Source organism: Bradyrhizobium retamae, assembly GCF_001440415.1.
Taxonomy (GTDB): domain Bacteria; phylum Pseudomonadota; class Alphaproteobacteria; order Rhizobiales; family Xanthobacteraceae; genus Bradyrhizobium; species Bradyrhizobium retamae.
Map to the genome: position 1 here is coordinate 105,099 of NZ_LLYA01000001.1, position 24,794 is coordinate 129,892.

Genomic DNA, 24,794 nt, shown 5'->3' on the forward strand with positions numbered 1-24,794 from the left:
CGCCTATGATTGAGTTTCTGATCGCCAAGATGCACGACGCGCGGTTCATGACCATGCTGCTTGCGGCCATCGCCGCGAGTGCGACCGCTTATACGCTGATCATGCCGCTGTTCGCCGGCGAAGGCCTTGCCAAGCGCATGAAGGCGGTGGCCAGCGAGCGCGAACGGCTCCGCCAGCGCGAGCGCGAGCGCCTCAACAAATCGGAGAAGGTATCGCTGCGCCAGACTCCGAAGCAAATCGTTTCCAAGGTCGTGGAAGACCTGAACCTGACCAAATGGCTGGCGCAGGAAGCCGCGCGAGACAAGCTGATCATGGCCGGCTACCGCGGCCACGCGCCCTACGTCACCTTCCTGTTTGCCCGCGCGGTGACGCCGATCGTGCTGTTTCTCAGCGCGGCCCTCTACGTGTTCGTGATCACCAACTTGGACAAGTCGTTGACGATCAAGCTCGGCATCTGCATCGGCGCCGCCTATCTCGGGCTGCAGGCGCCGATGCTGTTCCTGAAGAACGCCATCACCAAGCGACAGCTCTCCATCAAGCGTGCCTTTCCCGATGCGCTCGACCTCCTGCTGATCTGCATCGAGTCCGGCATGTCGGTCGAAGTCGCCTTCCGCAAGGTTTCTACCGAGATCACGTCGCAATCGATCGCGCTATCGGAGGAATTCGCGCTGACCACGGCGGAATTGTCCTACCTGCAGGACCGCAAGGTGGCCTACGAGAACCTCGCCAAGCGCACCGGCCTGGAGGGCGTGAAATCGGTCTGCCTCGCGCTGATGCAGTCGGAACGCTACGGCACCCCGCTTGGCCAGAGCCTGCGCGTGATGGCGCAGGAAAACCGCGACATGCGCATGACCGAGGCCGAGAAGAAGGCGGCGGCGCTGCCGCCGAAACTGACCGTGCCGATGATCCTGTTCTTCCTGCCCTGTCTGTTCATCGTCATTCTCGGACCGACCTACATCAAGCTTCAGGCGATACAGTAAGGCCGCGGCGCCGCGGGAGCCGCGCCATTCGACCGTCGTCGGTCGTGCGGCCGGCCGCCCGGCGAACTCTTCGCAAGCCGAAAGCAGACGAGGCGTGCGCCGACGCCCTGCTCGATGACGATTAGCTTCGGAACGTCAGATCAGGCCTCGCGCGTTGAGCTCCGGCGGACAAGTCACCCGTATCGGCAGCGATGCTCAGTCCGGCCGGTTGAGGGCGGCGACCGGGACGGTCGCCTTGTTGCCGGGGGGACGCAAATGGTCCTTGTCCTTGCGGCTCAGCATTTCCCGCAGGTAAGCCACGTTGGCAGCCGCCTCGTCGGCGGGCAGATCGCCCTTGGCGATGGTCTCGGCTTCGGCGAAACGGCCCTGCAGGCCGACGACGAGCGCGAGGTTCTGCCGCACCCTGGCGTCGGCACGCGGATTGGAATAGGCGCGCCGCAGCGTTTCCTCGGCTTGCGGCAGCTCGCGCGTCAGCATGTAGGAGAGGCCGAGATTGGACAGCACCGAGGGCTCTTCCGGCACGATCTTCAGCGCGCTCGCGTAATAGCGGCGGGCCTCTTCGTGCTTGCCCATCTTGTCGAGCGTGGTGCCCTGCACCGACAGAATGCGCCAGTCGGGATTGGCGGGCGTATGGGCGCGGCTGAGCACGTCGAAAGCAGCCTGCGAATTGCCGTTATCGGCGAGCGCGCGGCCGTAAGCAGCGAGCAGCGTCTTGTTGCCGGGATGGGCGATCGTGGCCTGTTCGAGCACGGCAGCGGCCTGTGTGCGCTGGCCAGTGGCGCGGAGTGCCTGGCCATACCCCAACGCCGCCTCGGCATCCTTGGGATTGGCGCGATAGCGCTCGCCATAGACCTCGGCCGCGCGGCGTGGATCTTCGGGAACGGCTTCGGCCTTGGATGAGGACGAACCCAGCGATCCCGTAATATCGGACATGGTCTTGCAGCCGCCAAGGCCCGCGGCCAAAACCGCGGTTACCGCGGCTGAGGTCAGGAACCGAGCAAAAGACCCGGCGTGGCTGGACGATCGACGCATGGCACTTCAACTCACGGGAATGGCGGACAAATAGAGGCGAACGAGGAAGCAATAGACTGTTAACCCTAACGGCCGGTTAATTGGCCGTGCTATGCCAGCCAGACACGCCCCATTCTCCGCGAGACATGCATGCAATCGCCGTTCGAGACCGCGCCCATCGCCCCCGCCATTCCGATTACGTTCGCCACCAAAATCACCTGGAGCGCGATCGCCAAAGACCTTCCCGAACCGGCCCGGCAGTTTGCGCTCGCCAATGATTTTACCGCCAAGCCCGGCAAGTGCCTGACGCTGCCGGCGCCCGACGGGAAGATCGCGCAGGTCGTGTTCGGGCTTGATGAAGAAACCGCCAAGTCGCGCGACCTGTTCCGGCCCGGCGCGCTGCCTGGCCTGTTGCCGCCGGGCGTCTATCGCTTCGCCAACGCGCCGCACGATCTACGCCTGGCGACGCTCGCCTTTGCGCTGGGGAGCTACCGCTTCGGCCGCTACCGCAAAGCCGAAAGGCCCGAGGCCCGGCTGGTGCCGCCCGATGGCGTAGATATCGCCGACATCGCGCGGATGGCGGAAGCGGCGGCGCTGGCGCGCGACCTGATCAACACGCCGTCGAACGACATGGGGCCGGAGCAACTGGCGGACGCCGCGAAGGCATTGGCGGCGCGTTTCGGCGCCAGCTTCGACTGCATCATCGGCGACGACCTCGTGAAGCAGAACTTTCCGCTGATCCACGCGGTCGGCATGGCCTCGGCGCGTGCCCCGCGCCTGATCGACCTGAGCTGGGGCGATCCCGCCCACCCCAAAGTGACGCTGGTCGGTAAGGGCGTCTGCTTCGACACCGGCGGGCTCGACATAAAGCCGTCCAGCGGCATGCTGATCATGAAAAAAGACATGGGCGGCGCCGCCAACGTGCTGGCGCTGGCGCAGATGGTGATGGACGCGAAGCTGAAGGTCCGCCTACGCGTCCTGATCCCCGCGGTCGAGAACGCGGTCGCCGGAAACGCCTTCCGTCCGCTCGACATCTTCAAGTCGCGCAAGGGGCCGACGGTGGAGATCGGCAATACCGACGCCGAGGGACGGTTGGTGCTGGCGGATGCGCTCGCCCTGGCGGACGAAGACAAGCCGGATCTGTTGATTGACTTGGGCACACTGACCGGCGCTGCGCGGGTGGCGCTGGGACCGGATTTACCGCCCTTTTACACCCATGATGAGACGCTGGCCGAAGGCATCGCAGAACATGCAAAGCGGGAGAACGATCCGTTGTGGCGAATGCCGCTGTGGCCACCCTATGATTCGTGGCTGGATTCGAAGGTCGCCGACATCAACAACGCGCCGTCGGGCGGCTTTGCCGGCTCGATCACCTGCGCGCTGTTCCTGCAGCGCTTTGTCACCGATGCCAAGAGTTGGCTGCATGTCGATATCTACGGCTGGACGCCTTCCGCAAAACCCGCGCGTCCCGAAGGCGGCGAATGCCAGGCCGCACGCGCGATCTACAAAGTGTTGAGCGAACGCTATGCATGATCCGCGCCTGACGCCGGCACGGCCCGAAATCGCCGCGAAATATCTCGAAGGCAAGGTGAAGGCCGAGCGCTATGTGTCCGGCGAGGAATTTTGCGTGTGTGAGGCGATCGCGCCGCTGTGGGAGCGACCTGCCGCGGGCGCCATGATGCTGACGCAGGCGCTGAAGGGCGAACGCGTCACGATCTACGACCGCAATGACGAAGGGTTTGCGTGGGGCCAACTCGCGAGTGACGGCTATGTCGGCTGGATTCCAGATGCCGCGCTGGCAAAGCCTACGGCCGCACCAACGCACAAGGTCACGGCACTGCGGACCTTCGCGTTTCCGGGCCCTTCGATCAAGCTGCCGCCGGTCGAGACGCTGACGACGGGAGCAAGGGTGACGGTCATCCGCGAAGACAGCGCGTTCGCCATTACAAGCGACGGCTGGTATCTGCCGCGCCATCATCTCCGCAGCCTCGACGCGGTGGAACAAGACTTCGTCGCGGTTGCCGAACGCTTCATCGGCACGCCCTATCTTTGGGGCGGCAAGAGCTCGCTCGGTATCGATTGTTCCGGCCTCGTCCAGGTTTCGCTGGCCGCCGCCGGCACCGGCTGCCCGCGCGACAGCGACATGCAAGAGGGAGGCCTCGGCCGGGCATTGAGTCCCGCCGAGATGACGAAGCTGCAGCGCGGCGATCTGATCTTCTGGAAGGGACACGTCGCGATTGTGCGGGATGCCGACAGCATCGTGCATGCCAACGCGAACCACATGGCGACAGTGGTGGAGAACACGCAGGAGGCTATTGCACGGATCAAGGCCGTCAGCAGCGAGGTGACGGCGATCAAGCGACTCTAATCACAAGCCCGCTGTCATCACCCGCGAAAGCGGATGATCCAGTAGTCCGGGACATTTGTGAGTGAATGAGGGGCTGCGGCGTACTGGATACCCCGCCTTCGCGGGGCATGACGATCGTTATCTTTGACGGCTGTTACTCATGACGGTCACGTCGCAGCCGCGTCGCCCGAAACCGCCTCGATCCGGAACGCGGCAGCGAACAGGGCGCGGGTGTAGTCGCTCTTCGGATTTTTGAACAGCTCCGCGGCCGGCCCCTCCTCCACCACCTTGCCGTGACGCATCACGATCAGATGGCTGGCCAGCGAGGCCACGACGCGCAGATCATGCGAGATGAACATGTAGGTCAGATCGCGCTTGCGCTGCAGCTCGCGCAAGAGGTCGACCATCTGCGCCTGGAACAGCATGTCGAGCGCGCTGGTCGGCTCGTCCAGCACGACAAAATTCGGCTCCAGCACCACCGCGCGCGCAATCGAGATGCGCTGGCGCTGGCCGCCGGAAAATTCATGCGGATAGCGGAATCGCGTCGCCGGATCGAGACCGACGTCTGTGAGCGCCTTGACGACGCGCGCCTCGCGCTCTTCACGCGACAGCGACTTCTGATGCACGCTCAGGCCTTCGGCAACGATATCGCCGACCGACATTCGCGGGCTGAGCGCGCCGAATGGATCCTGAAACACGATCTGCATGTCGCGACGGTGCGGCAGCATGGCCTTGAAGCGCAGGCCCTGGATGTTGTTGCCGAGGAACACGATTGGGCCGTCGGAGGAAATCAGCCGGAGCAGCGCGAGACCCAGCGTAGTCTTGCCCGAGCCGGATTCGCCGACGACGCCGAGGGTCTCGCCCTTGCGGACCGCGACGCTGACGCCATCCACCGCCTTGATGTGGCCGACGGTCGAGCGCAGCAACCCACGCTTGATCGGAAACCAGACCTTGAGATTGTCGGCCGACATCACCACCGGCTCGTTGGGCCGCGGCGGCGCCGGGTCGGGCTTGGGCTCGGCCGCGAGCAGCGCGCTGGTATAGGCATGTTTCGGCGCGGTGAAGACCCGTTCGACCGGGCCCTGCTCGACGATCTTGCCCGAGTTCATCACGCAGACCACGTCGGCGATGCGGCGAACGATGCCGAGGTCATGGGTGATGAACAGCATGCTCATACCGAGCCGGGACCTGATCTCCGCGAGCAGCGCCAGGATCTGGGCCTGCACCGTGACATCGAGCGCGGTAGTCGGCTCGTCCGCGATCAGAAGATCCGGCTCGTTGGCGAGCGCCATCGCGATCATGACGCGCTGGCGCTGGCCGCCGGACAATTGATGGGGATAGCTCTTCAACCTGGTTTCGGGATCGGGAATGCCGACCTGCGTCAAGAGCTCGAGCGTGCGCGCCCGCGCCATCTGCCCGCCGATGCCGTTGTGCAGGGAGAGAATCTCGCCGATCTGCGCCTCGATCGTGTGCAGCGGATTGAGCGAGGTCATCGGCTCCTGGAAGATGATCGAGATGTCGTTGCCGCGGATCTCGCGCATCTCGTTTTCCGAGGCATTGAGCAGCTCGCGGCCTTTGAAATGGATCGTGCCGGAGGGATGCGACGCGGTCGGATACGGCAGCAGTCTTAGGACCGACAGCGCGCTGACCGATTTTCCGGAACCGGACTCGCCGACCAGCGCCACGCACTCGCCGCGCTTGATGGAAAACGAGACGCGGTCGACCGCAATCGTGGCGCCGCTCGGCTGGTGAAACGCCACCGAGAGATCGCGCACATCGAGCAAGGGTTGGTTGACGGCGTCCATTATGCTCTACCGGAACGTCTTGCGCGGATCGAAGGCGTCGCGCACGCCCTCGCCGATGAAGATCAAAAGCGACAGCATGATCGCGACCGAAAAGAAGCCGGTAAAACCGAGCCAGGGCGCCTGCACGTTGGACTTGCCCTGCGACAGCAGCTCGCCGAGTGATGGCGAACCCGGCGGCAGACCGAAGCCGAGGAAGTCGAGCGCGGTAAGCGTCATCACCGAGGACGACACGATGAACGGCAGAAAGGTCATGGTCGCCACCATCGCGTTCGGCAGCAGATGCCGGAACATGATCACGCCGTTGGAGACTCCGAGCGCGCGCGCCGCCTGAATGTATTCGAAATTGCGCCCGCGTAAGAATTCCGCGCGAACCAGGCCAACCAGCGAGGTCCAGGAGAACAGCAGGAGAATGCCGAGCAGCACGAAGAAGCCGGGCACCAGCACCGATGACAGGATCAGCAGCAGATAGAGCGAGGGAATCGCGCTCCAGATTTCGATGATGCGCTGGAAGATCAGATCGGTCCAGCCGCCGAAATAGCCTTGCACGCCGCCGGCGACGACGCCGATGATCGAGGACAGGATGGTCAGCGTCAGGCCAAACAGCACCGAGATGCGAAAACCGTAGATCAGTCGCGCCACCACGTCGCGGCCCTGGTCATCGGTACCGAGCCAGTTGTATTCGAGGTCGCTACAGCTCTTCAAGCCCTTCTTCTCCACCACGGGCTTGCACTGCTCTTCCGTCAGCATCCATGTCGGCTTCGACGGCGCCGGCGTCGGTAAATCGAGATTGTGGGTAGAGTAGGAATAGCGGATCAAGGGCCAGATGATGGTGCCGCCCTTTTCGGCGATCAGCTTTTGCAAATAGGGATCGCGGTAGTCGGCCGCGGTTTCGAAATCGCCGCCGAAAGTGGTCTCGGAATAGCTGACGAAAGCCGGCCAATACAGTTTTCCGTCATACTTGATAAGGAACGGCCGATCGTTGGCGATCAGTTCGGCAAACAGCGAGATCATGAACAGCGCAAGGAATATCCAGAGCGACCAGTAGCCGCGGCGGTTCGCCTTGAAGTTCTGCCAGCGTCGGCGGTTCAGCGGCGATGGCGCGAACGCGTGCTGCGTGGCCGGGACGACCTCGCCAAGCGGCGACCTCGTGGTGGTTTCGACCGGTTGTGGAGCGAGCAGCGCCATCAGACTTCCCTCGCCTCAAAATCGATCCGGGGATCGATCCACATGTAGGCGAGGTCGGAGATCAGACCCACCACAAGGCCCACGAGGGAGAAGATGAACAGCGTGCCGAACACGACCGGATAGTCGCGGTTGAGCACGCTTTCGAAGCCGAGCAGCCCGAGCCCGTCGAGCGAGAAGATGGTCTCGATCAGCAGCGAGCCGGAGAAGAATGCACCAATGAACGCACCGGGAAAGCCTGCGATTACGATCAGCATGGCGTTGCGGAAGATATGGCCGTAGAGCACCTGCCCCTCGCTGCAACCCTTTGCACGCGCGGTCATGACATACTGCTTCCTGATCTCATCGAGAAACGAGTTCTTGGTCAGCAGCGTCATGGTGGCGAAGGCGCCGAGACCCATCGCGATCAAAGGCAGGGTGAGGTGCCAGAAGTAGTCGATGATCTTCCAGTACCAGGGGAATTGCGACCAGCCGTCCGAGGTCAATCCGCGCAGCGGGAACCAGTTGAAGAACGAGCCGCCGGCAAACAGGATGATCAGCAGGATCGCGAACAGGAAACCGGGGATCGCAAAGCCGACGATGATAGCGGCGGAAGTCCAGGTATCAAATCGCGTTCCGTCCGCCACCGCCTTGCGGATGCCGAGCGGGATCGAGATCAAATAGGTCAGCAGCATCAACCAGAGGCCGAGCGATATCGAGACCGGCAGCTTTTCCTTGATCAGCTGCAACACGGTGGTGTCGCGAAAGTAGCTCTTGCCGAAATCGAAGCGGGCGAAATTCCATACCATCAGCGCAAAGCGCTCATGCGCCGGCTTGTCAAAGCCGAACTGCTTTTCCAGGTTCTTGATGAAATCCGGATCGAGCCCCTGCGCGCCGCGGTATTTCGAATTGACGGCATCGGCGGAGGCGCCCGCCTGGGGCGTACGGCCGGCAAAGTCACCGGTGGAAGAGCCTGAGATGCGCGATGAGCCGCCGGTATCGGCGCCGGAAAGCTGTGCGATCACACGTTCGACCGGGCCGCCCGGCGCGAACTGCACGACCACGAAGGAAATGAAGAGGATGCCGAGCAAGGTCGGAAACATCAAGAGGATGCGGCGGGCGATATAGGCGGTCATTATTGCTTCGCCTGCTCGAGTTTGCCGGCCTTGGCAGCGTCATACCACCAGATAACTCGCTCGCCGGAGCCCGATGCATCGATCTGATAACGCGGCAGGTTCTTCGGGCGGTCGAAGATGTCCCAATAGGCCAGCCGATGCGTCTTGTTGTACCACTGCGGCACCCAGTAGCGGCCGGCGCGGAAAACGCGGTCGAAGGCATGGCAGGCAACCGTCAGCTCGGCGCGGGTATCCGCCGCAATGATCTTTTCGATCAACGCGTCGATGGCGGGATTCTCTATACCGGCCAGGTTGTAGGAGCCCTTGGTGTTGGCAGCGTGCGAGGAGAAGAAGGCACGCATTGCGTCGCCCGGCGTCGTCGACATCGAGAAGCGCGTGATAGTCATGTCGAAATCGAAATCTTCCACCCTCGCTCGGTACTGCACCGCATCGACCATGCGCGGGCTCGCCTCGATGCCGAGCGTTCCCAGATTCTTGATATAGGGCGCGTGATGCGGATTCAGCGAAGGCTCATCGTACAGGAATTCGATGCGAAACACTTCACCGCTCCGCGTCATCCGCTTGCCGTCCTTGATGATGAAGCCGGCTTCGTTGAGCAATTGCTGTGCCTTGCGCAGCATGGTGCGATCCTGCCCCGAGCCATCCGAAACCGGGGGCACGTAGGGCTGGGCGAACACTTCGTCGGGCACTTGGCCGCGGAATGGCTCGAGCAGCTTCAGCTCCTCCGGTGAGGGCGGCCCCTTCGCCATCATGTCTGAATTCTGGAATGGCGAATGCGTACGCGCATAGGCGTCGTACATAATGGTCTTGTTGGTCCACTCGAAATCGAAGGCGTTGATCAGCGCCTCGCGCACGCGGGGGTCCTTGAACTTGTCGCGGCGGGTATTGATGAACCAGCCCTGCGCGCCGGACGGCCTTTCGTCCGGTACCTGCTCGCGCTTGACGCGGCCGTCCTTGATGGCGGGGAAGTCGTAGCGCGTCGCCCAGATGCGCGCGGTAAATTCTTCGCGGAACAGATAGTTCTTGCCGGTAAAGCCTTCGAAGGCGACGTCGCGGTCGCGATAGAATTCGTAGCGGACCACATCGTAATTGTAGTAACCGCGGCAGACCGGGAGGTTCGCCCCCCACCAGTCCTTGACGCGTTCGTACTCGATGAAACGGTTGACCTCGAACTTGCCGACCTTATACGGCCCCGAGCCCAGCGGCGTGTCCAGTGTCGATTCATCGAAGGGCCGCGTCTCATAATATTTCTTCGAGAAGATCGGCAGGCCCGCGACGAAGAGCGGCACGTCGCGCGCGCGCTTCTCGGCGAAGGTGACGATCATGGTCGCATCGTCGAGCGCCTCGGCGCCCTTGACGTCACGCATCTGCACCTGGACCAGCGGATGGCCCCTGGCCTTCAGCGTGTTGATGGACCAGGCGACGTCATGCGCCGTGATCCTCGAGCCGTCGTGAAACTTGGCCTCGGGGCGCAGCGTAAAGCGGTAGGTCAGCTTGTCCGGCGAAATTCGCACCGACTTTGCGACGAGCCCGTACATCGCATCCGGCTCGTCGCCGGCCCGCACCATCAGCGCTGAGAAGGTCAGGTCCATGCCCTGCGCGCCCTCGCCCTTGAGGATGTAGGCGTTGAGCGAATTGAAGGTGTGGTAGGACTGATTGTAGGAGCGCGTCGAGGGGATGGTCGAGAACACGCCGCCCTTGGGGGCAGAGACATTCACATAATCGAAATTCTTGAAGTCGGCCGGATATTTCAGATCACCGAACGCCGAGATGCCGTGCATCTCAGCGCCGTTTTCCTCTGTGGCGCGGACGGGGCTAAGCCGCAGAACGCTCAGCGCGCCTGCGCCGAGGCCGAGGACGTGCCGGCGGGAAAATTGCGCCATGCGCAGGCTATCCTTCAAGACCGTCTTCCGATCTTTGCCGCCTTGTCGGCATCATACCACCAGATCGCGGGGAAGCCGGACAGGCCGTATTTGGGCAGTTCGGACGGACGGCCGAAACGATCCCAACGCGCCGTACGGACCTTGGGATAATTCCACTGCGGCACGACATAGTGGTTCCACAGCAGCACGCGGTCCAGCGCCCTGGTCGCAGCAACAAGGTCTTCCCGGCCCTTCGCATAGATCAGCCGCTCGATCAATTTGTCGACCGCGGGATTCTTGATGCCGATGATATTGCGCGAACCCGCCATGTCTGCCGCCTGCGAGCCCCAATATTCGCGCTGTTCATTTCCGGGCGACAACGATTCCGGCCACGACGAAACGACCACATCGAAATCCCAGCTACGAATCCGGTTTTCATACTGTGTCGGATCGATCGTGCGTACGCTGACGGCGATACCAAGTCGCTCCAGGGACGGCTTGAAGAACAGCATGACGCGTTCGAAGGACGGGTCTGCACCGAGTAATTCGAGCGCAAATGGCGTTCCCGTCTTGCTATCGACCAGCTTGCGCTCTCGCACCTCATAGCCGGCTTCCTTCAGCAGGCGCAGGCCCTCACGAAGATTTTCGCGAACCGCTTCGGGACTGCCGCCGACCGGATTGGTATAGGGCTTCGTGAATACCTCGGGCGGCACTTCCGCGCGGACGGCTTCGAGTATTTCCAACTCCCTGCCTTGCGGTAGGCCGCTTGAAGCCAGTTCAGTGCCGTCGAAATAGCTGCTGATGCGCTTGTACTGACCGAAGAATATCTGCCTGTTCATTTCCTCGAAGTCGAACGCATAGTTCAGCGCGCGACGCACCCGCGGATCCTTGAACTGGTCACGCCGGATATTCAGCGCGAACGCCTGCATGATTCCGGAGCTGCGGTTCGGAAACTCCTCAAGCAGCACGCGCTTGTCATTGACGGCCGGAAAGTCGTAGGCCGTGGCCCAGTTCTTCGCGCTGTTTTCGGTTCGCCAATCGACCTGGTCGCCCTTGAAGGCCTCGAGTGCGACCGTCGAATCCCGGAAATACTCCAAGCGCAACTCGTCGAAATTATTGCGGCCGACACTCGTGCTGGAATCGCGTCCCCAATGGTCCTTCACCCGCTCCAGCGTCAACGTCCTGCCCGGGACAAACTCCTTGATCCGGTAGGCACCCGAGCCCAGCGGCTTCTCCAGCGTCGTTGCAGCGATATCGCGCTTGCGACCCTCGCTGTCGGTTCCCTCCCACCAATGCTTCGGCAAGATCGTGAGTTGTCCGACGATCAGCGGCAGTTCGCGATTGCCGGGCGCATCGAAGCCGAACTTTATGTCGCGATCACCGACCTTTTCAGCCTTCACCACATGGCGGTAGTAGGCCGAGTACTGCGGATGATGTTGCTTGAACGCATTAAGGGAGAAGATGACGTCGTCAGGCGTGACAGGCTTGCCGTCATGCCATTTCGCCTCTCTTCTGAGACGATAGATGACCCAGGAGAAATCCTCGGGGTGACTGACGGCTTCGGCTAGCTCGCCGTACTCGGTCGAAACCTCATCCAACGACTGCGTCATGAGCGATTCGTAAATCAACTGAACGCCACCTGCGAGCGCCCCTTTGACGCCGGCAACTACAAGATTGAAATTATCAAACGTCCCGACTTGGATCTGACGTACGGTGCCGCCCTTCGGGGCCTCTGGATTCACGTAGTCGAAGTGCTTGAAGCCGACTGGGTATTTGATTTCGCCGAACAGCGACAGGGCATGCCGAAAGACCGGTTCGTCCGCACCCGATTGTGCGTGAGCCGGCGAAATTTCAGGTATGCCTAGCCCCAATGCGGGTGCCATAGCGGCAACTGCGCTGCCCTGGAGAAGATGTCGTCGGGTAATGGCCAAATGCAGAATTCCTGTTGCTGACGCCAGTATCCGTTGTTTCGAAGTTCGCCGCCCCTGCCACGAACGACGCAAACAACAAGGCCGAGCTAGTGAGGACCCAATATAAGGCAAGGGTTCGACGAATTACGTTGCTTTTTCCTCATGATAGCAGCTTGGGAACACGGCCGCTGCGGCGAAAAGTCCCGGTAACAACTCCGATAACAACAATGCGATCCCTCATACGCAAACGGCCAGGCGATGCCTGGCCGTCATGTCGTGGCGAAGTCCCTGCAGGCTGACGAAATATTAGTTCGCCGCCGTCGGAAGCGGAGCCGGGCTATCCGAGAGGCTGCGCAGATAGGCGATCACGTCGGCGCGCTCGCTGTCCTTCGGGATACCGGCAAAGCCCATCGCCGTGCCCGGAACGAAGGCCTTGGGGTTGGCGAGGAACTTGTTGAGGTCCTCATAGGTCCAGGTGCCGCCCTTGCTCTTCAAGGCGGCCGAGAAGTTGAACCCGCCGCGTCCCTGGCCCTTCGGCTCGTTCAAGACGCCGTACAGATTGGGCCCGACGCGGTTGGGGCCGCCCTTTTCGAACGTATGGCAGGCGGCGCACTTTTTGGCGGCGGCGGTGCCCTTCTCGACGGACGCGGTCTGCAAGAGCTTCTCGATCGGCTCGGACGGCGCGGCGGCTTCCTTGGCTGCACCCTGAGAGGTGTCTTCCTTCACGGCAATCTCGAAGCCCGGCTTTTCCGGCTTCACGGGGGCAAAAATCGCATGAGCGGCAAAGTTCGTCACCAGAACGAGAAGGCAGGTGGCGAGGACGGCGCCGAGAATCTTGTTGAGTTCGAAGGAGTCCATAACGGATCAGGCTCCAAGCCGGAAAGGTCGACTGAAGGCCGGCAAAACGGCCGCGGGTGGGCGTGAGGAATCAGCCTTTCGCGCCGCACCCTCAGCAGGGGTTGAGATATCGGTTTGCCCGGGCTCTGGCAACCCGTATAAACGCGCCGACTTTCCACCGATCCCCCATTATTTCCGGCCTGTTTTTGCCGGCCGGCTGACCTCGTTCCGGATGACCGAAACTCGCATCTTGGTGCTGATTCCCGCCCGCATGGCGGCAACCCGTCTGCCCGGCAAGCCGCTCCTGGGTATCGGCGGCCTGCCAATGATCATCCACGTGCTGCGGCGGGCCGAGGAGGCCAGAATCGGCCGGGTAGCGGTCGCCACCGACACGCCGGAGATCGCCGCCGCCGTAAAGGCTCACGGCGGCGAGGCGGTCATGACCAGGCCAGAGCACCCCTCCGGGTCGGACCGGATTTACGAGGCGCTGAGGACCCTCGACCCCGACGGGAAAACCGAGGTCGTCGTCAACATCCAAGGTGATCTTCCGACCATTCCCCCTGCGGATATCCGCGCCGCGCTCGCGCTGCTGGACGATCCCCAGGTCGATATCGGGACCTTGGCTGCCGAGATCCGACGGGATGAAGAGCACACCAACCCGAGCGTGGTGAAGCTGATCGGCTCCCCCGTAGGCGGCCAGCGGCTCCGTGGGCTGTATTTTACCCGCGCCACCGCGCCCTACGGCGACGGGCCGCGCTACCATCACATTGGCCTCTATGCCTACCGGCGGCAGGCGCTGGAGCGGTTCGTGAAGCTGCCGCCTTCCGTTCTGGAACAGCGCGAAAAACTCGAGCAGCTCCGCGCGCTGGAAGCCGGCATGCGGATCGACGCCGCCATTGTCAATTCGGTGCCGCTCGGGGTCGATACACCGGACGACCTCGAAACCGCCCGCCGCATACTGGCAAATAGCTGAGCGGCTGCTAAAAGGCCGCCAGAGAAACGAGACATGACCAACAAGCTCAAAATCGCATTCCAGGGCGAGCCTGGCGCCAATTCCCATATCGCCATCGTCGAGGCCCATCCGAACGCCGAGCCGTTGCCCTGCGCGACCTTCGAGGACGCGCTGTCGGCGATCGCCTCGGGCGAGGCTGACCTCGGCATGATCCCGATCGAGAATTCGGTCGCCGGGCGCGTCGCCGATATCCACCATTTGCTGCCGGCGTCCGGCCTGTTCATCGTCGGCGAATGGTTCTTGCCGATCCGCCATCAATTGATGGCGCCGAAGGGGGCAAAGCTCGCGGACATCAAGACGGTGGAGAGCCACGTCCATGCGCTCGGCCAATGCCGCCGCATCATCCGCAGGCTCGGCATCAAGCCGATCGTCGCCGCCGACACCGCCGGCAGCGCGCGCGATGTTTCCGAACGCAAGGACAGAAGCGTGGCCGCAATCGCGTCACGACTGGCGGCACAGATCTACGGGCTCGATATCCTAGCCGAAGACGTCGAGGACGAAGCGCACAACACCACGCGCTTCGTGGTGCTGGCGCGCGAGGCCGGCTGGGCGAAACGAGGCTCGGGCCCGCTGGTCACCACTTTTGTTTTCCGGGTGCGCAACCTGCCCGCTGCGCTCTACAAGGCGCTCGGCGGCTTTGCCACCAACGGCGTCAACATGACCAAGCTTGAAAGCTACATGGTCGACGGCAATTTCTTCGCCACCCAATTCTATGCCGACGTCGACGGCCATCCCGACGACAAGGGCCTCGCCTTTGCGCTGGAGGAACTGAAATTCTTCTCGCGCGAATTCCGCATCGTCGGCGTCTACCCGGCGCATCCGTTCCGGGCGACCTTCAGCGAGAAGCTGGATTGAGGGACGCGCGCACGTCTGCTCGCATCTCCCGGCGCACGATTGCTGACGTGGGCGCGGAGAGCGCAGATTCGTGACGTGCAGCAGCCGGATACTCACCAGCGAGCTGCGAGTTGCGCGGCATTAACGGTGCAGCCGATACGGATATTGAAAGCGGTGCTCGCCCGGCATTGTCAGCCGGCGTACGGCCGCTCTCCGATCACCACCGGCCGTTCCAGCCCCATCCTGGACGCGGGCCCCATCCTGGGCGCGGGCCCCATCCTGGGCGCGGCCCCCATACCGGGCGCGGGCCCCATACCGGGCGCGGGCGCCAAACTGGCGGGCCACCCCAAGCATAGGCGCCGCGCCATCCCGGACGCGGACCCCAGCCGCCATAGACGCCCCACCTTGGACCCGGACGCCACCAGCAGCGCCCCCAGGCGTTGCAGACCCAGCGGACCTGCTCAACATCATTGGCTTGGCGTGAAATCTGGTCGGCCTGCGGAAGGCCGTTCGGCATCGCAGCGGAAGCCGAGCCGGCGGTGAGCACAACGCCGCCGAGGGCGGCCAACCCAACAATAGCAGATTTCAGTTCCATGGTTCGTCTCCGTGGTTGGAGACCTCAACAACCTCTTTGACAACGTTTGGTTGCTTCCAGGATTCGAAACCAGCGCAGGGTATGTTCAAAAAAATGAGATGGGGATTCGAAGAAAAGTCATCACGATCTTAAGCCGTTATTCCGGGGCGCCCAAAGCGCGAACCCGGAATGACGGTATCTACGCAGCAGCCTTCTCACCCAACCCGAACGCATTCGCCAACAAACTATACGACTTCTTGCGTGCGTCGTGGTCGTAGACCGCCGTGATGATCATGAGTTCATCCGGCTGGCTGGCCGCGATCATCGGCTGCAGCTTTGTCAGGATGGTCGCCGGACTGCCGACGAACAGCCGCGAGCGGTTGCGCGCGATCGAGGCGCGCTCGGCATCCGCGTACGGATAAGCCAGCGCTTCCTCCACGCTCGGCAGCGGCAGATATTGTCCGCGGTCCCGGCGCAGGCGGTTGAGGTCCATCGAGGATGCGAGCTTCTCGGCCTCCGCATCGGTCTCGGCGGCGACCGCCGCAACGGCGAGAATGCCATGTGGGGTTTCCCGCCAGCCGGACGACTTGAAGTGGCTGCGGTAGTTCGTCATCGCCGCAATCGCATCATAGGACGCAAAGTGGTGCGCGAACGCGAAGCCCATGCCGACTTGCGCCGCCAATTCCGAACTGTAATCGGAGGAGCCGAGCAACCAGATCGGCGGCAACGGCGTATCATCGGGCATCGCCACCACATTGTTGTAGGGATGGCCGGCCGGAAACCCGCGGGTTTCCCACAACACCAGTTCGCTCAGCCGTTCGAGAAAATCGTCGCCCTCGCGGCGATCGAGCCGGCTGCGCAGCGCATGCGCGGTTGCGCCATCGGTGCCGGGCGCGCGGCCGAGGCCGAGATCGATGCGGCCGGGAAACAGCGCCTCCAACATCTTGAAGCGTTCAGCCACCACCAGCGGCGCGTGGTTGGGCAGCATCACGCCGCCGGAGCCGACACGGATGTTTTTGGTCACCGCGGCGATCTGCCCGATCATCAAATCAGGCGCGGGGCTCGCCACCGACGCCAGATTGTGGTGCTCGGCGAGCCAGTAGCGGACATAGCCGAGCCCATCGATATGGCGCGCGAGATCAATGCTGTTCTGCAGCGCGGCGGCGGGTTTTGTGCCTGTGGTGACGACGGAGAGGTCGAGGACGGAAAGCGGGATCATGGCGCTAAGCTAATGCGGCAAGCGAAGCCGACAAAGGCCTGGTCGGCGCAGAGCAGGTCCGCGCTTGTGGGGAAAGGAGCGCCACATCGCGGCACTGGAGTGGGATGAAATGTGACAAACTCTATGATTTACGCCATTGCCCACCACTTGTTATACTGACTCCACAAGAAACCGTTTTCTTGGCCATTGTTTTTACTGCATAATTTACTGAAAGCGCCACCCACTAAATCCTTCTACCAAGACATAAATTTCGTATATTTTGCGCGTATTGGGCCATTTCCCATCTCCAATGGGCTGTTTGACCCGCCCTGTTTCGCTTACTTTAGCGCATCGCCGCTACGGCTGGCGTCCGCCCATCGTTTCGGAGCTTTGTGAAGTGCCATGACCGAGGTTACGCCCGCTGCTTTCGACGGCCATCGCGCGCTGCATTCGCCAAAGATCTCCTTTGAGTTCTTCCCGCCCAAGACCGAAGAGATGGAGCGGAGCCTGTGGGAGACCATCAACCGGCTGGCGCCGCTTGCCCCCAATTTCGTCTCGGTGACCTATGGCGCCGGAGGATCGACCCGCGAGCGGACCCATTCGACCATTGCCCGCATCCTGAAAGAGACGCGGCTCACGCCTGCCGCGCACCTGACCTGCGTCGGCGCGCCCAAGGGCGAGATCGACGACGTGGTGGCGCGCTATCACGAGATCGGCGTCCGCCATATCGTAGCGCTGCGCGGCGATCCCACCACCGGTATCGGCACCGCCTATCGCGCGCACCCCGACGGCTACCAGAGTTCGCCAGACCTGATCGCAGGCATCAAGAAGCGCTTTCCCGATATCGAAATCTCAGTGTCCGCTTATCCGGAAAAACATCCGGAGAGCCCGACGATTGACGCTGATATCGATACGCTCAAGGCGAAGGTGGACGCCGGCGCGGCGCGTGCGATCACGCAGGTGTTCTTCGATAACGATCTCTACTTCCGCTACCTCGACCACGTCCGCGCCCGCGGCATCGATATTCCGGTCGTCCCCGGCATCATGCCGATGCACAATTTCAAGCAGGCGCGGAGTTTTGTGACCCGCGCCGGCACCACGGTGCCAGACTGGCTGGCGGACAAATTCGAAGGCCTGGATGACGACGCGGAGACCCGTAAGCTCGTCGCCGCCACGGTGGCCGCCGGCCAGGTGCAAAAGCTCGCCAAGCACGGCGTCGACACCTTTCACTTCTACACCATGAACCGCGCGGACCTGGTGTTCGCGATCAGCCATCTGCTGGGCATCCGCCCCAATGGCGCACAGAAAGCCGCCTGATCCGATGAGTGTTTCGATTCCGAAGGTTTCGCCGAAGCGAACTGCCCTGCTCGCCGCCGCCCGCGAACGCATCCTGGTGCTCGACGGCGCCATGGGCACCATGATCCAGGGCCTGCAGTTCGACGAAGCAGCGTTTCGCGGCGAGCGTTTCAAGGACTTCCATCGCGACGTCAGAGGCAACAACGATCTCCTGATCCTGACGCAGCCGGAGGCGATCGAGGACATCCACGCCGCGTACTTGCGCGCTGGCGCCGACATCGTCGCGACCAACACGTTTTCATCGACCTCGATCGCACAGGCCGACTACGACATGTCGGACCTCGCCTATGAGCTGAACCGTGACGGCGCAAAACTCGCCCGCGCCGCAGCGATGCGCGTCTCGGCCGAGGACGGCAAGCCGCGCTTCGTTGCCGGCGCGCTCGGCCCGACCAACCGCACCGCCTCGATCTCGCCCGACGTTTCCAACCCCGGCTATCGCGCCGTCACCTTCGACGATTTGCGCAAGGCCTATGGCGAACAGGTCAACGGCCTGCTCGATGGCGGCGCCGACCTGCTGCTGGTCGAAACCATTTTCGATACGCTGAATGCCAAGGCGGCGCTGTACGCGATTTCGGAAATCACGGAGGAACGCGGCATCGACGTGCCCGTGATGATCTCCGGCACCATTACCGACAAATCCGGCCGCTTGCTGTCGGGGCAATTGCCGGAAGCGTTCTGGAATTCGATCCGCCACGCCAAGCCGATCACCGTTGGCTTCAACTGCGCACTCGGTGCGGAAGACCTTCGCTCCCATATCGCCGATATCGGCCGCGTGGCCGACACGCTGGTTTGCGCCTATCCGAATGCCGGCCTGCCCAACGAATTCGGCCAGTACGACGAGACACCGGAATATATGGCGCGGCTGATCGGCGAGTTTGCCGAAGCCGGCCTCGTCAACATTGTCGGCGGCTGCTGCGGCACCACGCCCGACCATATCGCCGCGATTGCCGCCGCGGTCGCCCCGCACAAGCCGCGTATTGTGCCCATGATCGAGCCCCGGCTGCGGCTGTCGGGGCTGGAGCCGTTCGAACTGACGCCGGCGATTCCGTTCGTGAACGTCGGCGAGCGCACCAATGTCACGGGCTCGGCGAGATTCCGCAAGCTGATCACCGCGGGCGATTACACTGCGGCACTTCAGGTGGCGCGCGACCAGGTCGAGAACGGCGCGCAGATTATCGACGTCAACATGGACGAGGGATTGCTGGATTCGGAAGCCGCGATGGTGACGTTCCTCAACCTCGTCGCCGCCGAGCCGGATATCGCGCGCGTCCCTGTGATGGTCGATTCCTCGAAATTCCATGTGATCGAGGCCGGCCTGAAATGCGTTCAGGGCAAACCGGTGGTGAACTCGATCTCGATGAAGGAAGGCGTGGAGAAGTTCATCCACGAGGCCCGCATCGCGCGCCGCCATGGCGCCGCCGTCGTGGTGATGGCGTTCGACGAAATCGGCCAGGCCGACACGTTCGCGCGCAAGACCGAGATATGCAAGCGCGCCTACGATATCCTGGTCAACGAGGTCGGCTTTCCGCCCGAGGACATCATCTTCGATCCGAATATCTTTGCGATCGCGACGGGCCTCGAAGAGCACAACAATTACGGCGTCGACTTCATCGAGGCAACGCGCTGGATCCGGACGAACCTGCCGGGAGCGCATATTTCCGGCGGCGTCTCGAATCTGTCGTTCTCGTTCCGCGGCAACGAGCCGGTGCGCGAGGCGATGCATTCAGTGTTCCTGTATCACGCCATCCATGCCGGCATGGACATGGGCATCGTCAATGCCGGGCAAATGATCGTCTATGACGATATCGATCCCGAGCTGCGTCAGGTGTGCGAGGACGTGATCCTCAACCGCGACCCCGGCGCGTCCGAGCGGCTGCTGGCGCTGGCGGAAAAATTCCGCGGCAAGGAGAAGCAGACAAGAGAGCAGGATCTCGCCTGGCGCGAGTGGCCGGTCGAGAAGCGGCTGAGCCACGCGCTGGTGCACGGCATCACCGAATTCATTGAGGAAGACACCGAGGCCGCTCGGCTGACGGTCGAACGTCCGCTGAATGTGATCGAAGGACCGCTGATGGCGGGCATGAACATCGTCGGCGACCTCTTCGGCGACGGCAAAATGTTCCTACCGCAAGTGGTAAAGTCGGCGCGCGTGATGAAGCAGGCAGTCGCCTATCTGATGCCGTTCATGGAAGAGGAGAAGGCGCGCAACCTCGCCAATGGCATCACCGGCGACGGCCGCAACGCCGCCGGTAAGATCGTGCTGGCGACGGTGAAAGGCGACGTCCACGACATCGGCAAGAACATCGTCGGCATCGTGCTGCAATGTAACAATTTCGAGGTGATCGACCTCGGCGTCATGGTGCCGGCGACCAAGATCATCGAGACGGCGAAAGCCGAAGGCGCCGACATCATCGGGCTATCGGGCCTGATCACGCCGTCGCTCGACGAAATGAGTTTTCTGGCCGGCGAGATGGAACGGCAGGGCATGAAGATGCCGCTGTTGATCGGCGGCGCGACGACGAGCCGCGTCCATACCGCCGTCAAGATCGACCCGAACTATCGGGGCGGACCGGTGGTGCATGTCAACGACGCCAGCCGCGCCGTCGGCGTCGCGTCGTCGCTGCTGTCGCCCGACAGGCGCGAGGCCTATGCCGCCGACATCCGCGCCGAATACGCCAAAATTTCGGCCGCGCATTTGCGCGCACAGGCCGACAAGAAGCGGCTGAAGCTGGCGGACGCCCGCGCCAATGCGGTCAGGGCGGACTTTGTGAAAACGCCGCCGAAGAAGCCATCGTTCCTGGGGCTCAGGAATTTTGACGCCTATGATCTGGCCGAGCTTGCCGAATACATCGACTGGACGCCGTTCTTCCAGACCTGGGAATTGACCGGGCGTTTCCCGGCCATCCTCGACGATCCCAAGATCGGCGAGGTCGCGCGCTCGCTCTATGACGACGCACGCAAGATGCTCGACCGCATCATCAAGGAGAAATGGTTCACGGCGCGTGCAACGATCGGCTTCTGGCCGGCCAATGCGGAAGGAGACGATATCGCGGTTTACGCCGACGACAGCCGCAAGCAGAGGACCGCCACGTTCCATACGCTGCGTCAGCAGTTGGAGAAGCGCGAAGGCCGCTTCAACGCCGCATTGTCGGACTTCATCGCGCCTGCGTCGTCGGGCGTATCTGATTATATCGGCGGCTTTGTCGTCACCGCAGGAATCGGCGAGGACGCGGTCGCCGACCGCTTCAAGAACGCCAATGACGACTACTCCTCGATCCTGTGCAAAGCGCTGGCCGATCGCCTCGCCGAAGCCTTTGCCGAGCGGATGCATCAGCGCGTCCGCAAGGAATTCTGGGGTTATGCGGCGGACGAGGCGCTGAGCTCCGACCAGTTGATCCTGGAGCAATATGCCGGCATTCGTCCGGCGCCCGGCTATCCCGCGCAGCCCGACCACACCGAGAAAGCGACGCTGTTCCGCCTGCTCGATGCGGAAAAGACTGCCGGCGTGAAGCTGACCGAGAGCTTTGCGATGTGGCCGGGCTCGTCGGTTTCGGGACTTTACTTCTCCCATCCCGAAAGCTTCTATTTCGGCGTCGGCAAGATCGAGCGCGACCAGGTCGAGGACTATGCCGCGCGCAAGGGCATGAGCGTCGCCGAGACCGAGCGCTGGCTGGCCCCGGTGCTGAACTACATCCCTTCGCAGGAACAGGCGGCGGCGAAGGCACCGGTGGCGGAGATCGTCCCCGCCAACGATGTCGCCTCGCATCCCCCGGGCTGCACCTGCGCGGTGCATCTGGCCTGGCGGAAGAAGGCGGTGGGGGCTTAACTCGTCATCACCGGGCTTGACCCGGTGATCCATCTCACGAAGATGGATGGATGCGCCGGTCAAGCCCGCGCATCACGAGTGCGTGGAGCCCTCATGAAGTTCTTCTCCTTCTGGCGATCGCTGGCGAGCTTTCGCGTTCGCATCGCGCTCAATCTGAAAAATGTTCCGGTCGAAGTGATCTTCATCGACCTCGACGCCAACGCGCATCGCGATGGCGAGTATCGCCGGATCAACCCGCAGATGGCGTTGCCGGCGCTGGTGGAAGATGACGGCGCCACGCTGTTCCAGTCGCTCGCCATCCTCGAATATCTCGACGAGAAATATCCCTCCCCGCCGCTATTGCCCTCCGATCTCGCCGGCCGCGCCCGCGTCCGCGCGCTGGCGCTGATGGTGGCCTGCGAGGGCCACCCGCTGCTGACGCCGCGGGTGCGGCGCTATCTCGACCACGAGCTGAACCTGCGCGACGCGCAGCAGTCGGCGTGGCGGCGGCACTGGATCGCCGAGACGCTGGCAGCGCTGGAGGGACATCTTGCCGACCACAAGGACACCGGCAAATTCTGCCATGGCGATGCGCCGACCATCGCCGACATCTGCATGGTCGGCCATGTCACCGCTGCGCTGAACCAGCAGGTCAATCTGGCGACCTATCCGACCGTGAAGCGCATCTTCGAGACCGCGATGGCGCTGCCGGAATTTGCGAAAGCCCATCCGCTGGCGCAGCCGGATACGCCGGAGGCGATGCGGCAGAAGTAGGGTGGGCAAAGGCGCGCTTGCGCCGTGCCCACCATTTATCGGCAGACCCATCTTGGATGGTGGGCACGCTGCGCACTGCCCACCCTACGAAAGCCCCTCACGCCTTCGGCGGGGCCAGCGCCTGCTGAACAAATCGCGAAAACAACCCCATGCAAAGTAGGATTGGGCCTAACTCCACGGCCGTGGCCGGGCACGGCCCATCCAGCTCAATCGCCGCTCGGCGGGGCTAACGGCTGCACGATTTCTTTAAACGGCGGCAGCGCCTCGCAAGTGGCGGAATGCGCTTTCAGCGCCCGATAGCTGGCGTCGAACAGCTCCGGATGCGCCTCACCGACGAAGCGCAGCACGCAGGCGACCGCGATGTCGGCGTGACCGGCGCGCTCGCCGAACCAGTACGGCGTTTTGACCGCCGCGCGCTCCTTCTCCAGCACCTCCAGCACGCTCGCTATCTGCGACTTGCAACGCTCGACCCAGAGATCGAGCTGCTTCTCCTTCCGCAGCACGCGCTCGTAGAGCAGGCTGACGCCCTTGTCGCCGAGCCCCATTGCCAGCGCGCAAATCCGCAAATGCCGCCAGCGCGCTTCACCGCTCCTGGCAATCATCGCTTTCTCGGGGCCGACGCGATCGTCGAGATAATCCAGGATCATCGCGCTCTCGATTAGCGCTTCGCCGTCATCGAGTACCAGCGTCGGCACCCGTCGCAGCGGATTATAGCGTGCGATCTTGTCGGCATCGCCAAAGGTCGACCACGGCTTGTGCTCGAAGGCAATGCCGTAGAGCCGCATGGCGATGGCGACGCGGCGGACAAAGGGGGAGTCGTATTGGCCGATGAGGATCATGGTTGTTGTGCTCTCCGCTCGTCATGCCGGGCTTGACCCGGCCATCCATCCCTCCGTGGAAGGATTCTTCCGAAGAATGATGGATGCCCGGATCAGGCCCGGGCCTGACGAGGTTGCTTTGGGTTGCGCTGCACGTCATCCTAAGTACGTTGAAGCCCATTGCAACCCGCGAGTCACACATCATGCTCCGCTTGCGGCCGATCTTTCCCGCGCTCTCGCTATTGGTTCTCGCCGCACCAGCCCACGCCCAATCCGGCCCCGCTGGCTTCCAGTCGCCATCCAAAAACATCGCCTGCCAGTATTTCGACTACGACAAGCAGAACGTGCTCCGCTGCGACATCGCCGCGATAAAAACCAGGCCGCGCCGGCCTGCCGATTGCGACCTCGATTACGGCCAAGCCTTCGAGATGAACGCCAGAGGCCCCGCCGCCCGCATCTGCCATGGTGACACCGTGATGGACAAGTCACTGCCGGTGCTGGCCTACGACGAGGTCTGGCAGCGCGGGGGATTTACGTGCAAGTCGGAGCCGACTGGCGTGACCTGCTTCAACACCGACCGGCGCGGATTTTCGCTGGCGCGGGCGAAGCAGGAGGTGTTTTGAGAGATGTTCTGACGACGCCCCACACACAAGTCGTCATACTCCGCGAAGACAGAGTATCCAGTACGCCGCGGCGGCTCGGTTCCATCCTAAGGTCTCTGGAATACTGGATCCCCGCCTTCGCGGGGATGACGATCGAGGATGAGGATGCGCTACTGATTCACTCAATCACCGGCACATGCTGCGCAACCTCACGCGGCGCGGTGCCGTCGAGCCGAGGATCGTCGGCGATCTCGATCTGCCGCCGGAAGGCGCGAAAGCCGGAGCGCTGATAGAAGGCAAGCGCGGCGGGGTGGTCGAAGGTGCAGGTGTGCAGCCAGACGCGGTTGATCGGCCGTGACCAGGCGACTTCCAGTGCGCGATTCATCAGCCAGCGGCCGGCGCCGGTACCGACAAGTTTGGCGGTGACGCCGAACATGCCGATCTCGCATTGGCCGGACTCGCGAAAATCCAGCTCGAGCAATCCCTCGTCACGGCCATCATCGATCAGCGCGTAGACTTCGAGTTGAAGCGAATGAAGCCGTGCCGCAAGCTCGGCGTCGGGCATCTGCATCCGCGAGAACCACAGCCATTCCTCGCCGACGCGGCGATAGAGATCGCGAAACCAATCGAGCGGCGGCGTCTCGACTCGGCGCAGTGACCAGGCTCGGGGCGGATCGGAGCGCAGCGCGGGACGCGCAGTCATCTCCAGATGCGTGACGATAGCGGCAATTTTGCCGGTGGGAACGTCCGAATAGCCGTCAGGCACTATCAACTG

19 protein-coding genes are annotated in these 24,794 nt (G+C 62.8%); 9 read left to right on the forward strand and 10 right to left on the reverse strand.

Annotated features, from left to right (window positions below; all coding sequences use genetic code 11):
* Nucleotides 1–5: 5 nt before the first annotated feature.
* Nucleotides 6–980, forward strand: coding sequence for a type II secretion system F family protein (locus tag CQ13_RS00505; protein ID WP_057841071.1), 975 nt, complete (start codon nt 6–8; stop codon nt 978–980).
* Nucleotides 981–1,175: 195 nt separating this feature from the next.
* Here the strand turns inward: CQ13_RS00505 and CQ13_RS00510 are convergent, their stop codons facing one another.
* Nucleotides 1,176–2,012: a tetratricopeptide repeat protein gene (locus CQ13_RS00510; RefSeq protein ID WP_057841072.1), complete on the reverse strand. Its 837-nt coding sequence runs from the start codon at nt 2,010–2,012 to the stop codon at nt 1,176–1,178.
* Nucleotides 2,013–2,141: 129 nt separating this feature from the next.
* Between CQ13_RS00510 and CQ13_RS00515 the strand changes: the two genes are divergently transcribed.
* On the forward strand, nt 2,142–3,524 hold the full coding sequence (locus CQ13_RS00515; RefSeq protein ID WP_057841073.1) for a leucyl aminopeptidase family protein: 1,383 nt from the start codon (nt 2,142–2,144) through the stop codon (nt 3,522–3,524).
* Nucleotides 3,517–4,359: a C40 family peptidase gene (locus tag CQ13_RS00520; protein ID WP_057841074.1), complete on the forward strand. Its 843-nt coding sequence runs from the start codon at nt 3,517–3,519 to the stop codon at nt 4,357–4,359. The genes CQ13_RS00515 and CQ13_RS00520 overlap by 8 nt, the downstream gene beginning before the upstream one ends.
* A gap of 146 nt (nt 4,360–4,505) precedes the next feature.
* Here the strand turns inward: CQ13_RS00520 and CQ13_RS00525 are convergent, their stop codons facing one another.
* The 6 genes from CQ13_RS00525 to CQ13_RS00550 all read right to left on the reverse strand — a co-directional run bounded on the left by CQ13_RS00525 (nt 4,506) and on the right by CQ13_RS00550 (nt 13,070).
* Nucleotides 4,506–6,143, reverse strand: coding sequence for an ABC transporter ATP-binding protein (locus CQ13_RS00525; protein WP_057841075.1), 1,638 nt, complete (start codon nt 6,141–6,143; stop codon nt 4,506–4,508).
* Nucleotides 6,144–6,149: 6 nt separating this feature from the next.
* Complete coding sequence (locus CQ13_RS00530; RefSeq protein WP_057841076.1) at nt 6,150–7,328, reverse strand: ABC transporter permease; 1,179 nt, start codon at nt 7,326–7,328, stop codon at nt 6,150–6,152.
* Nucleotides 7,328–8,440 (reverse strand): microcin C ABC transporter permease YejB, encoded by a 1,113-nt coding sequence (locus tag CQ13_RS00535; RefSeq protein ID WP_057841077.1) that lies wholly within the window; start codon nt 8,438–8,440, stop codon nt 7,328–7,330. Before CQ13_RS00535 ends, CQ13_RS00530 begins: the two co-directional genes overlap by 1 nt.
* Complete coding sequence (locus CQ13_RS00540; protein WP_057841078.1) at nt 8,440–10,323, reverse strand: extracellular solute-binding protein; 1,884 nt, start codon at nt 10,321–10,323, stop codon at nt 8,440–8,442. Before CQ13_RS00540 ends, CQ13_RS00535 begins: the two co-directional genes overlap by 1 nt.
* A 14-nt stretch (nt 10,324–10,337) precedes the next feature.
* On the reverse strand, nt 10,338–12,233 hold the full coding sequence (locus tag CQ13_RS00545) for an extracellular solute-binding protein (protein WP_057841079.1): 1,896 nt from the start codon (nt 12,231–12,233) through the stop codon (nt 10,338–10,340).
* A 285-nt stretch (nt 12,234–12,518) separates the two neighbouring features.
* Nucleotides 12,519–13,070, reverse strand: a complete 552-nt coding sequence (locus tag CQ13_RS00550; RefSeq protein WP_057841080.1) for a c-type cytochrome — start codon at nt 13,068–13,070, stop codon at nt 12,519–12,521.
* Nucleotides 13,071–13,281: 211 nt separating this feature from the next.
* Between CQ13_RS00550 and CQ13_RS00555 the strand changes: the two genes are divergently transcribed.
* Nucleotides 13,282–14,022 (forward strand): 3-deoxy-manno-octulosonate cytidylyltransferase, encoded by a 741-nt coding sequence (locus tag CQ13_RS00555; RefSeq protein ID WP_057841081.1) that lies wholly within the window; start codon nt 13,282–13,284, stop codon nt 14,020–14,022.
* Between the two features lie 33 nt (nt 14,023–14,055).
* On the forward strand, nt 14,056–14,916 hold the full coding sequence (locus CQ13_RS00560; RefSeq protein ID WP_057841082.1) for a prephenate dehydratase: 861 nt from the start codon (nt 14,056–14,058) through the stop codon (nt 14,914–14,916).
* A gap of 752 nt (nt 14,917–15,668) precedes the next feature.
* Here CQ13_RS00560 and CQ13_RS00570 read toward each other — a convergent pair.
* Nucleotides 15,669–16,688 carry an LLM class flavin-dependent oxidoreductase gene (locus CQ13_RS00570; protein ID WP_057841084.1) on the reverse strand — a complete coding sequence of 340 codons (1,020 nt, stop codon included), beginning with the start codon at nt 16,686–16,688 and terminating at the stop codon, nt 15,669–15,671.
* 381 nt (nt 16,689–17,069) lie between these two features.
* Here CQ13_RS00570 and metF point away from each other — a divergent pair, with 381 nt between their 5' ends.
* The 3 genes from metF to maiA all read left to right on the forward strand — a co-directional run bounded on the left by metF (nt 17,070) and on the right by maiA (nt 22,599).
* A complete protein-coding gene (gene metF, locus CQ13_RS00575) occupies nt 17,070–17,984 on the forward strand; it encodes a methylenetetrahydrofolate reductase [NAD(P)H] (RefSeq protein WP_057841085.1) in 915 nt (304 codons plus the stop codon).
* Between the two features lie 4 nt (nt 17,985–17,988).
* Nucleotides 17,989–21,846, forward strand: coding sequence for a methionine synthase (metH, locus tag CQ13_RS00580; RefSeq protein ID WP_057841398.1), 3,858 nt, complete (start codon nt 17,989–17,991; stop codon nt 21,844–21,846).
* A gap of 93 nt (nt 21,847–21,939) precedes the next feature.
* Nucleotides 21,940–22,599 carry a maleylacetoacetate isomerase gene (maiA, locus tag CQ13_RS00585; RefSeq protein ID WP_057841086.1) on the forward strand — a complete coding sequence of 220 codons (660 nt, stop codon included), beginning with the start codon at nt 21,940–21,942 and terminating at the stop codon, nt 22,597–22,599.
* Between the two features lie 206 nt (nt 22,600–22,805).
* Here the strand turns inward: maiA and CQ13_RS00590 are convergent, their stop codons facing one another.
* The gene (locus tag CQ13_RS00590) at nt 22,806–23,438 is read right to left on the reverse strand and encodes a glutathione S-transferase family protein (protein ID WP_057841087.1); all 633 of its coding nucleotides are present in this window, start codon (nt 23,436–23,438) and stop codon (nt 22,806–22,808) included.
* Between the two features lie 182 nt (nt 23,439–23,620).
* On the opposite strand from CQ13_RS00590, the gene CQ13_RS00595 reads away from it, so the two are divergent.
* The gene (locus CQ13_RS00595; protein ID WP_057841088.1) at nt 23,621–24,040 is read left to right on the forward strand and encodes a DUF6636 domain-containing protein; all 420 of its coding nucleotides are present in this window, start codon (nt 23,621–23,623) and stop codon (nt 24,038–24,040) included.
* Nucleotides 24,041–24,197: 157 nt separating this feature from the next.
* Here CQ13_RS00595 and CQ13_RS00600 read toward each other — a convergent pair whose 3' ends face one another.
* Nucleotides 24,198–24,791, reverse strand: coding sequence for a GNAT family N-acetyltransferase (locus CQ13_RS00600; protein ID WP_057841089.1), 594 nt, complete (start codon nt 24,789–24,791; stop codon nt 24,198–24,200).
* Between the last annotated feature and the right edge of the window lie 3 nt (nt 24,792–24,794).

What these genes read in the sequence shown, in the direction of transcription:
- CQ13_RS00505 (WP_057841071.1), top strand. Translation starts at nt 6, where the DNA reads ATGATTGAGTTTCTGATCGCCAAGATGCACGACGCGCGGTTCATGACC.
- CQ13_RS00510 (WP_057841072.1), bottom strand. Translation starts at nt 2,012, where the DNA reads ATGCGTCGATCGTCCAGCCACGCCGGGTCTTTTGCTCGGTTCCTGACC.
- CQ13_RS00515 (WP_057841073.1), top strand. Translation starts at nt 2,142, where the DNA reads ATGCAATCGCCGTTCGAGACCGCGCCCATCGCCCCCGCCATTCCGATT.
- CQ13_RS00520 (WP_057841074.1), top strand. Translation starts at nt 3,517, where the DNA reads ATGCATGATCCGCGCCTGACGCCGGCACGGCCCGAAATCGCCGCGAAA.
- CQ13_RS00525 (WP_057841075.1), bottom strand. Translation starts at nt 6,143, where the DNA reads ATGGACGCCGTCAACCAACCCTTGCTCGATGTGCGCGATCTCTCGGTG.
- CQ13_RS00530 (WP_057841076.1), bottom strand. Translation starts at nt 7,328, where the DNA reads ATGGCGCTGCTCGCTCCACAACCGGTCGAAACCACCACGAGGTCGCCG.
- CQ13_RS00535 (WP_057841077.1), bottom strand. Translation starts at nt 8,440, where the DNA reads ATGACCGCCTATATCGCCCGCCGCATCCTCTTGATGTTTCCGACCTTG.
- CQ13_RS00540 (WP_057841078.1), bottom strand. Translation starts at nt 10,323, where the DNA reads ATGGCGCAATTTTCCCGCCGGCACGTCCTCGGCCTCGGCGCAGGCGCG.
- CQ13_RS00550 (WP_057841080.1), bottom strand. Translation starts at nt 13,070, where the DNA reads ATGGACTCCTTCGAACTCAACAAGATTCTCGGCGCCGTCCTCGCCACC.
- CQ13_RS00555 (WP_057841081.1), top strand. Translation starts at nt 13,282, where the DNA reads ATGACCGAAACTCGCATCTTGGTGCTGATTCCCGCCCGCATGGCGGCA.
- CQ13_RS00560 (WP_057841082.1), top strand. Translation starts at nt 14,056, where the DNA reads ATGACCAACAAGCTCAAAATCGCATTCCAGGGCGAGCCTGGCGCCAAT.
- CQ13_RS00570 (WP_057841084.1), bottom strand. Translation starts at nt 16,688, where the DNA reads ATGATCCCGCTTTCCGTCCTCGACCTCTCCGTCGTCACCACAGGCACA.
- metF (WP_057841085.1), top strand. Translation starts at nt 17,070, where the DNA reads ATGACCGAGGTTACGCCCGCTGCTTTCGACGGCCATCGCGCGCTGCAT.
- metH (WP_057841398.1), top strand. Translation starts at nt 17,989, where the DNA reads ATGAGTGTTTCGATTCCGAAGGTTTCGCCGAAGCGAACTGCCCTGCTC.
- maiA (WP_057841086.1), top strand. Translation starts at nt 21,940, where the DNA reads ATGAAGTTCTTCTCCTTCTGGCGATCGCTGGCGAGCTTTCGCGTTCGC.
- CQ13_RS00590 (WP_057841087.1), bottom strand. Translation starts at nt 23,438, where the DNA reads ATGATCCTCATCGGCCAATACGACTCCCCCTTTGTCCGCCGCGTCGCC.
- CQ13_RS00595 (WP_057841088.1), top strand. Translation starts at nt 23,621, where the DNA reads ATGCTCCGCTTGCGGCCGATCTTTCCCGCGCTCTCGCTATTGGTTCTC.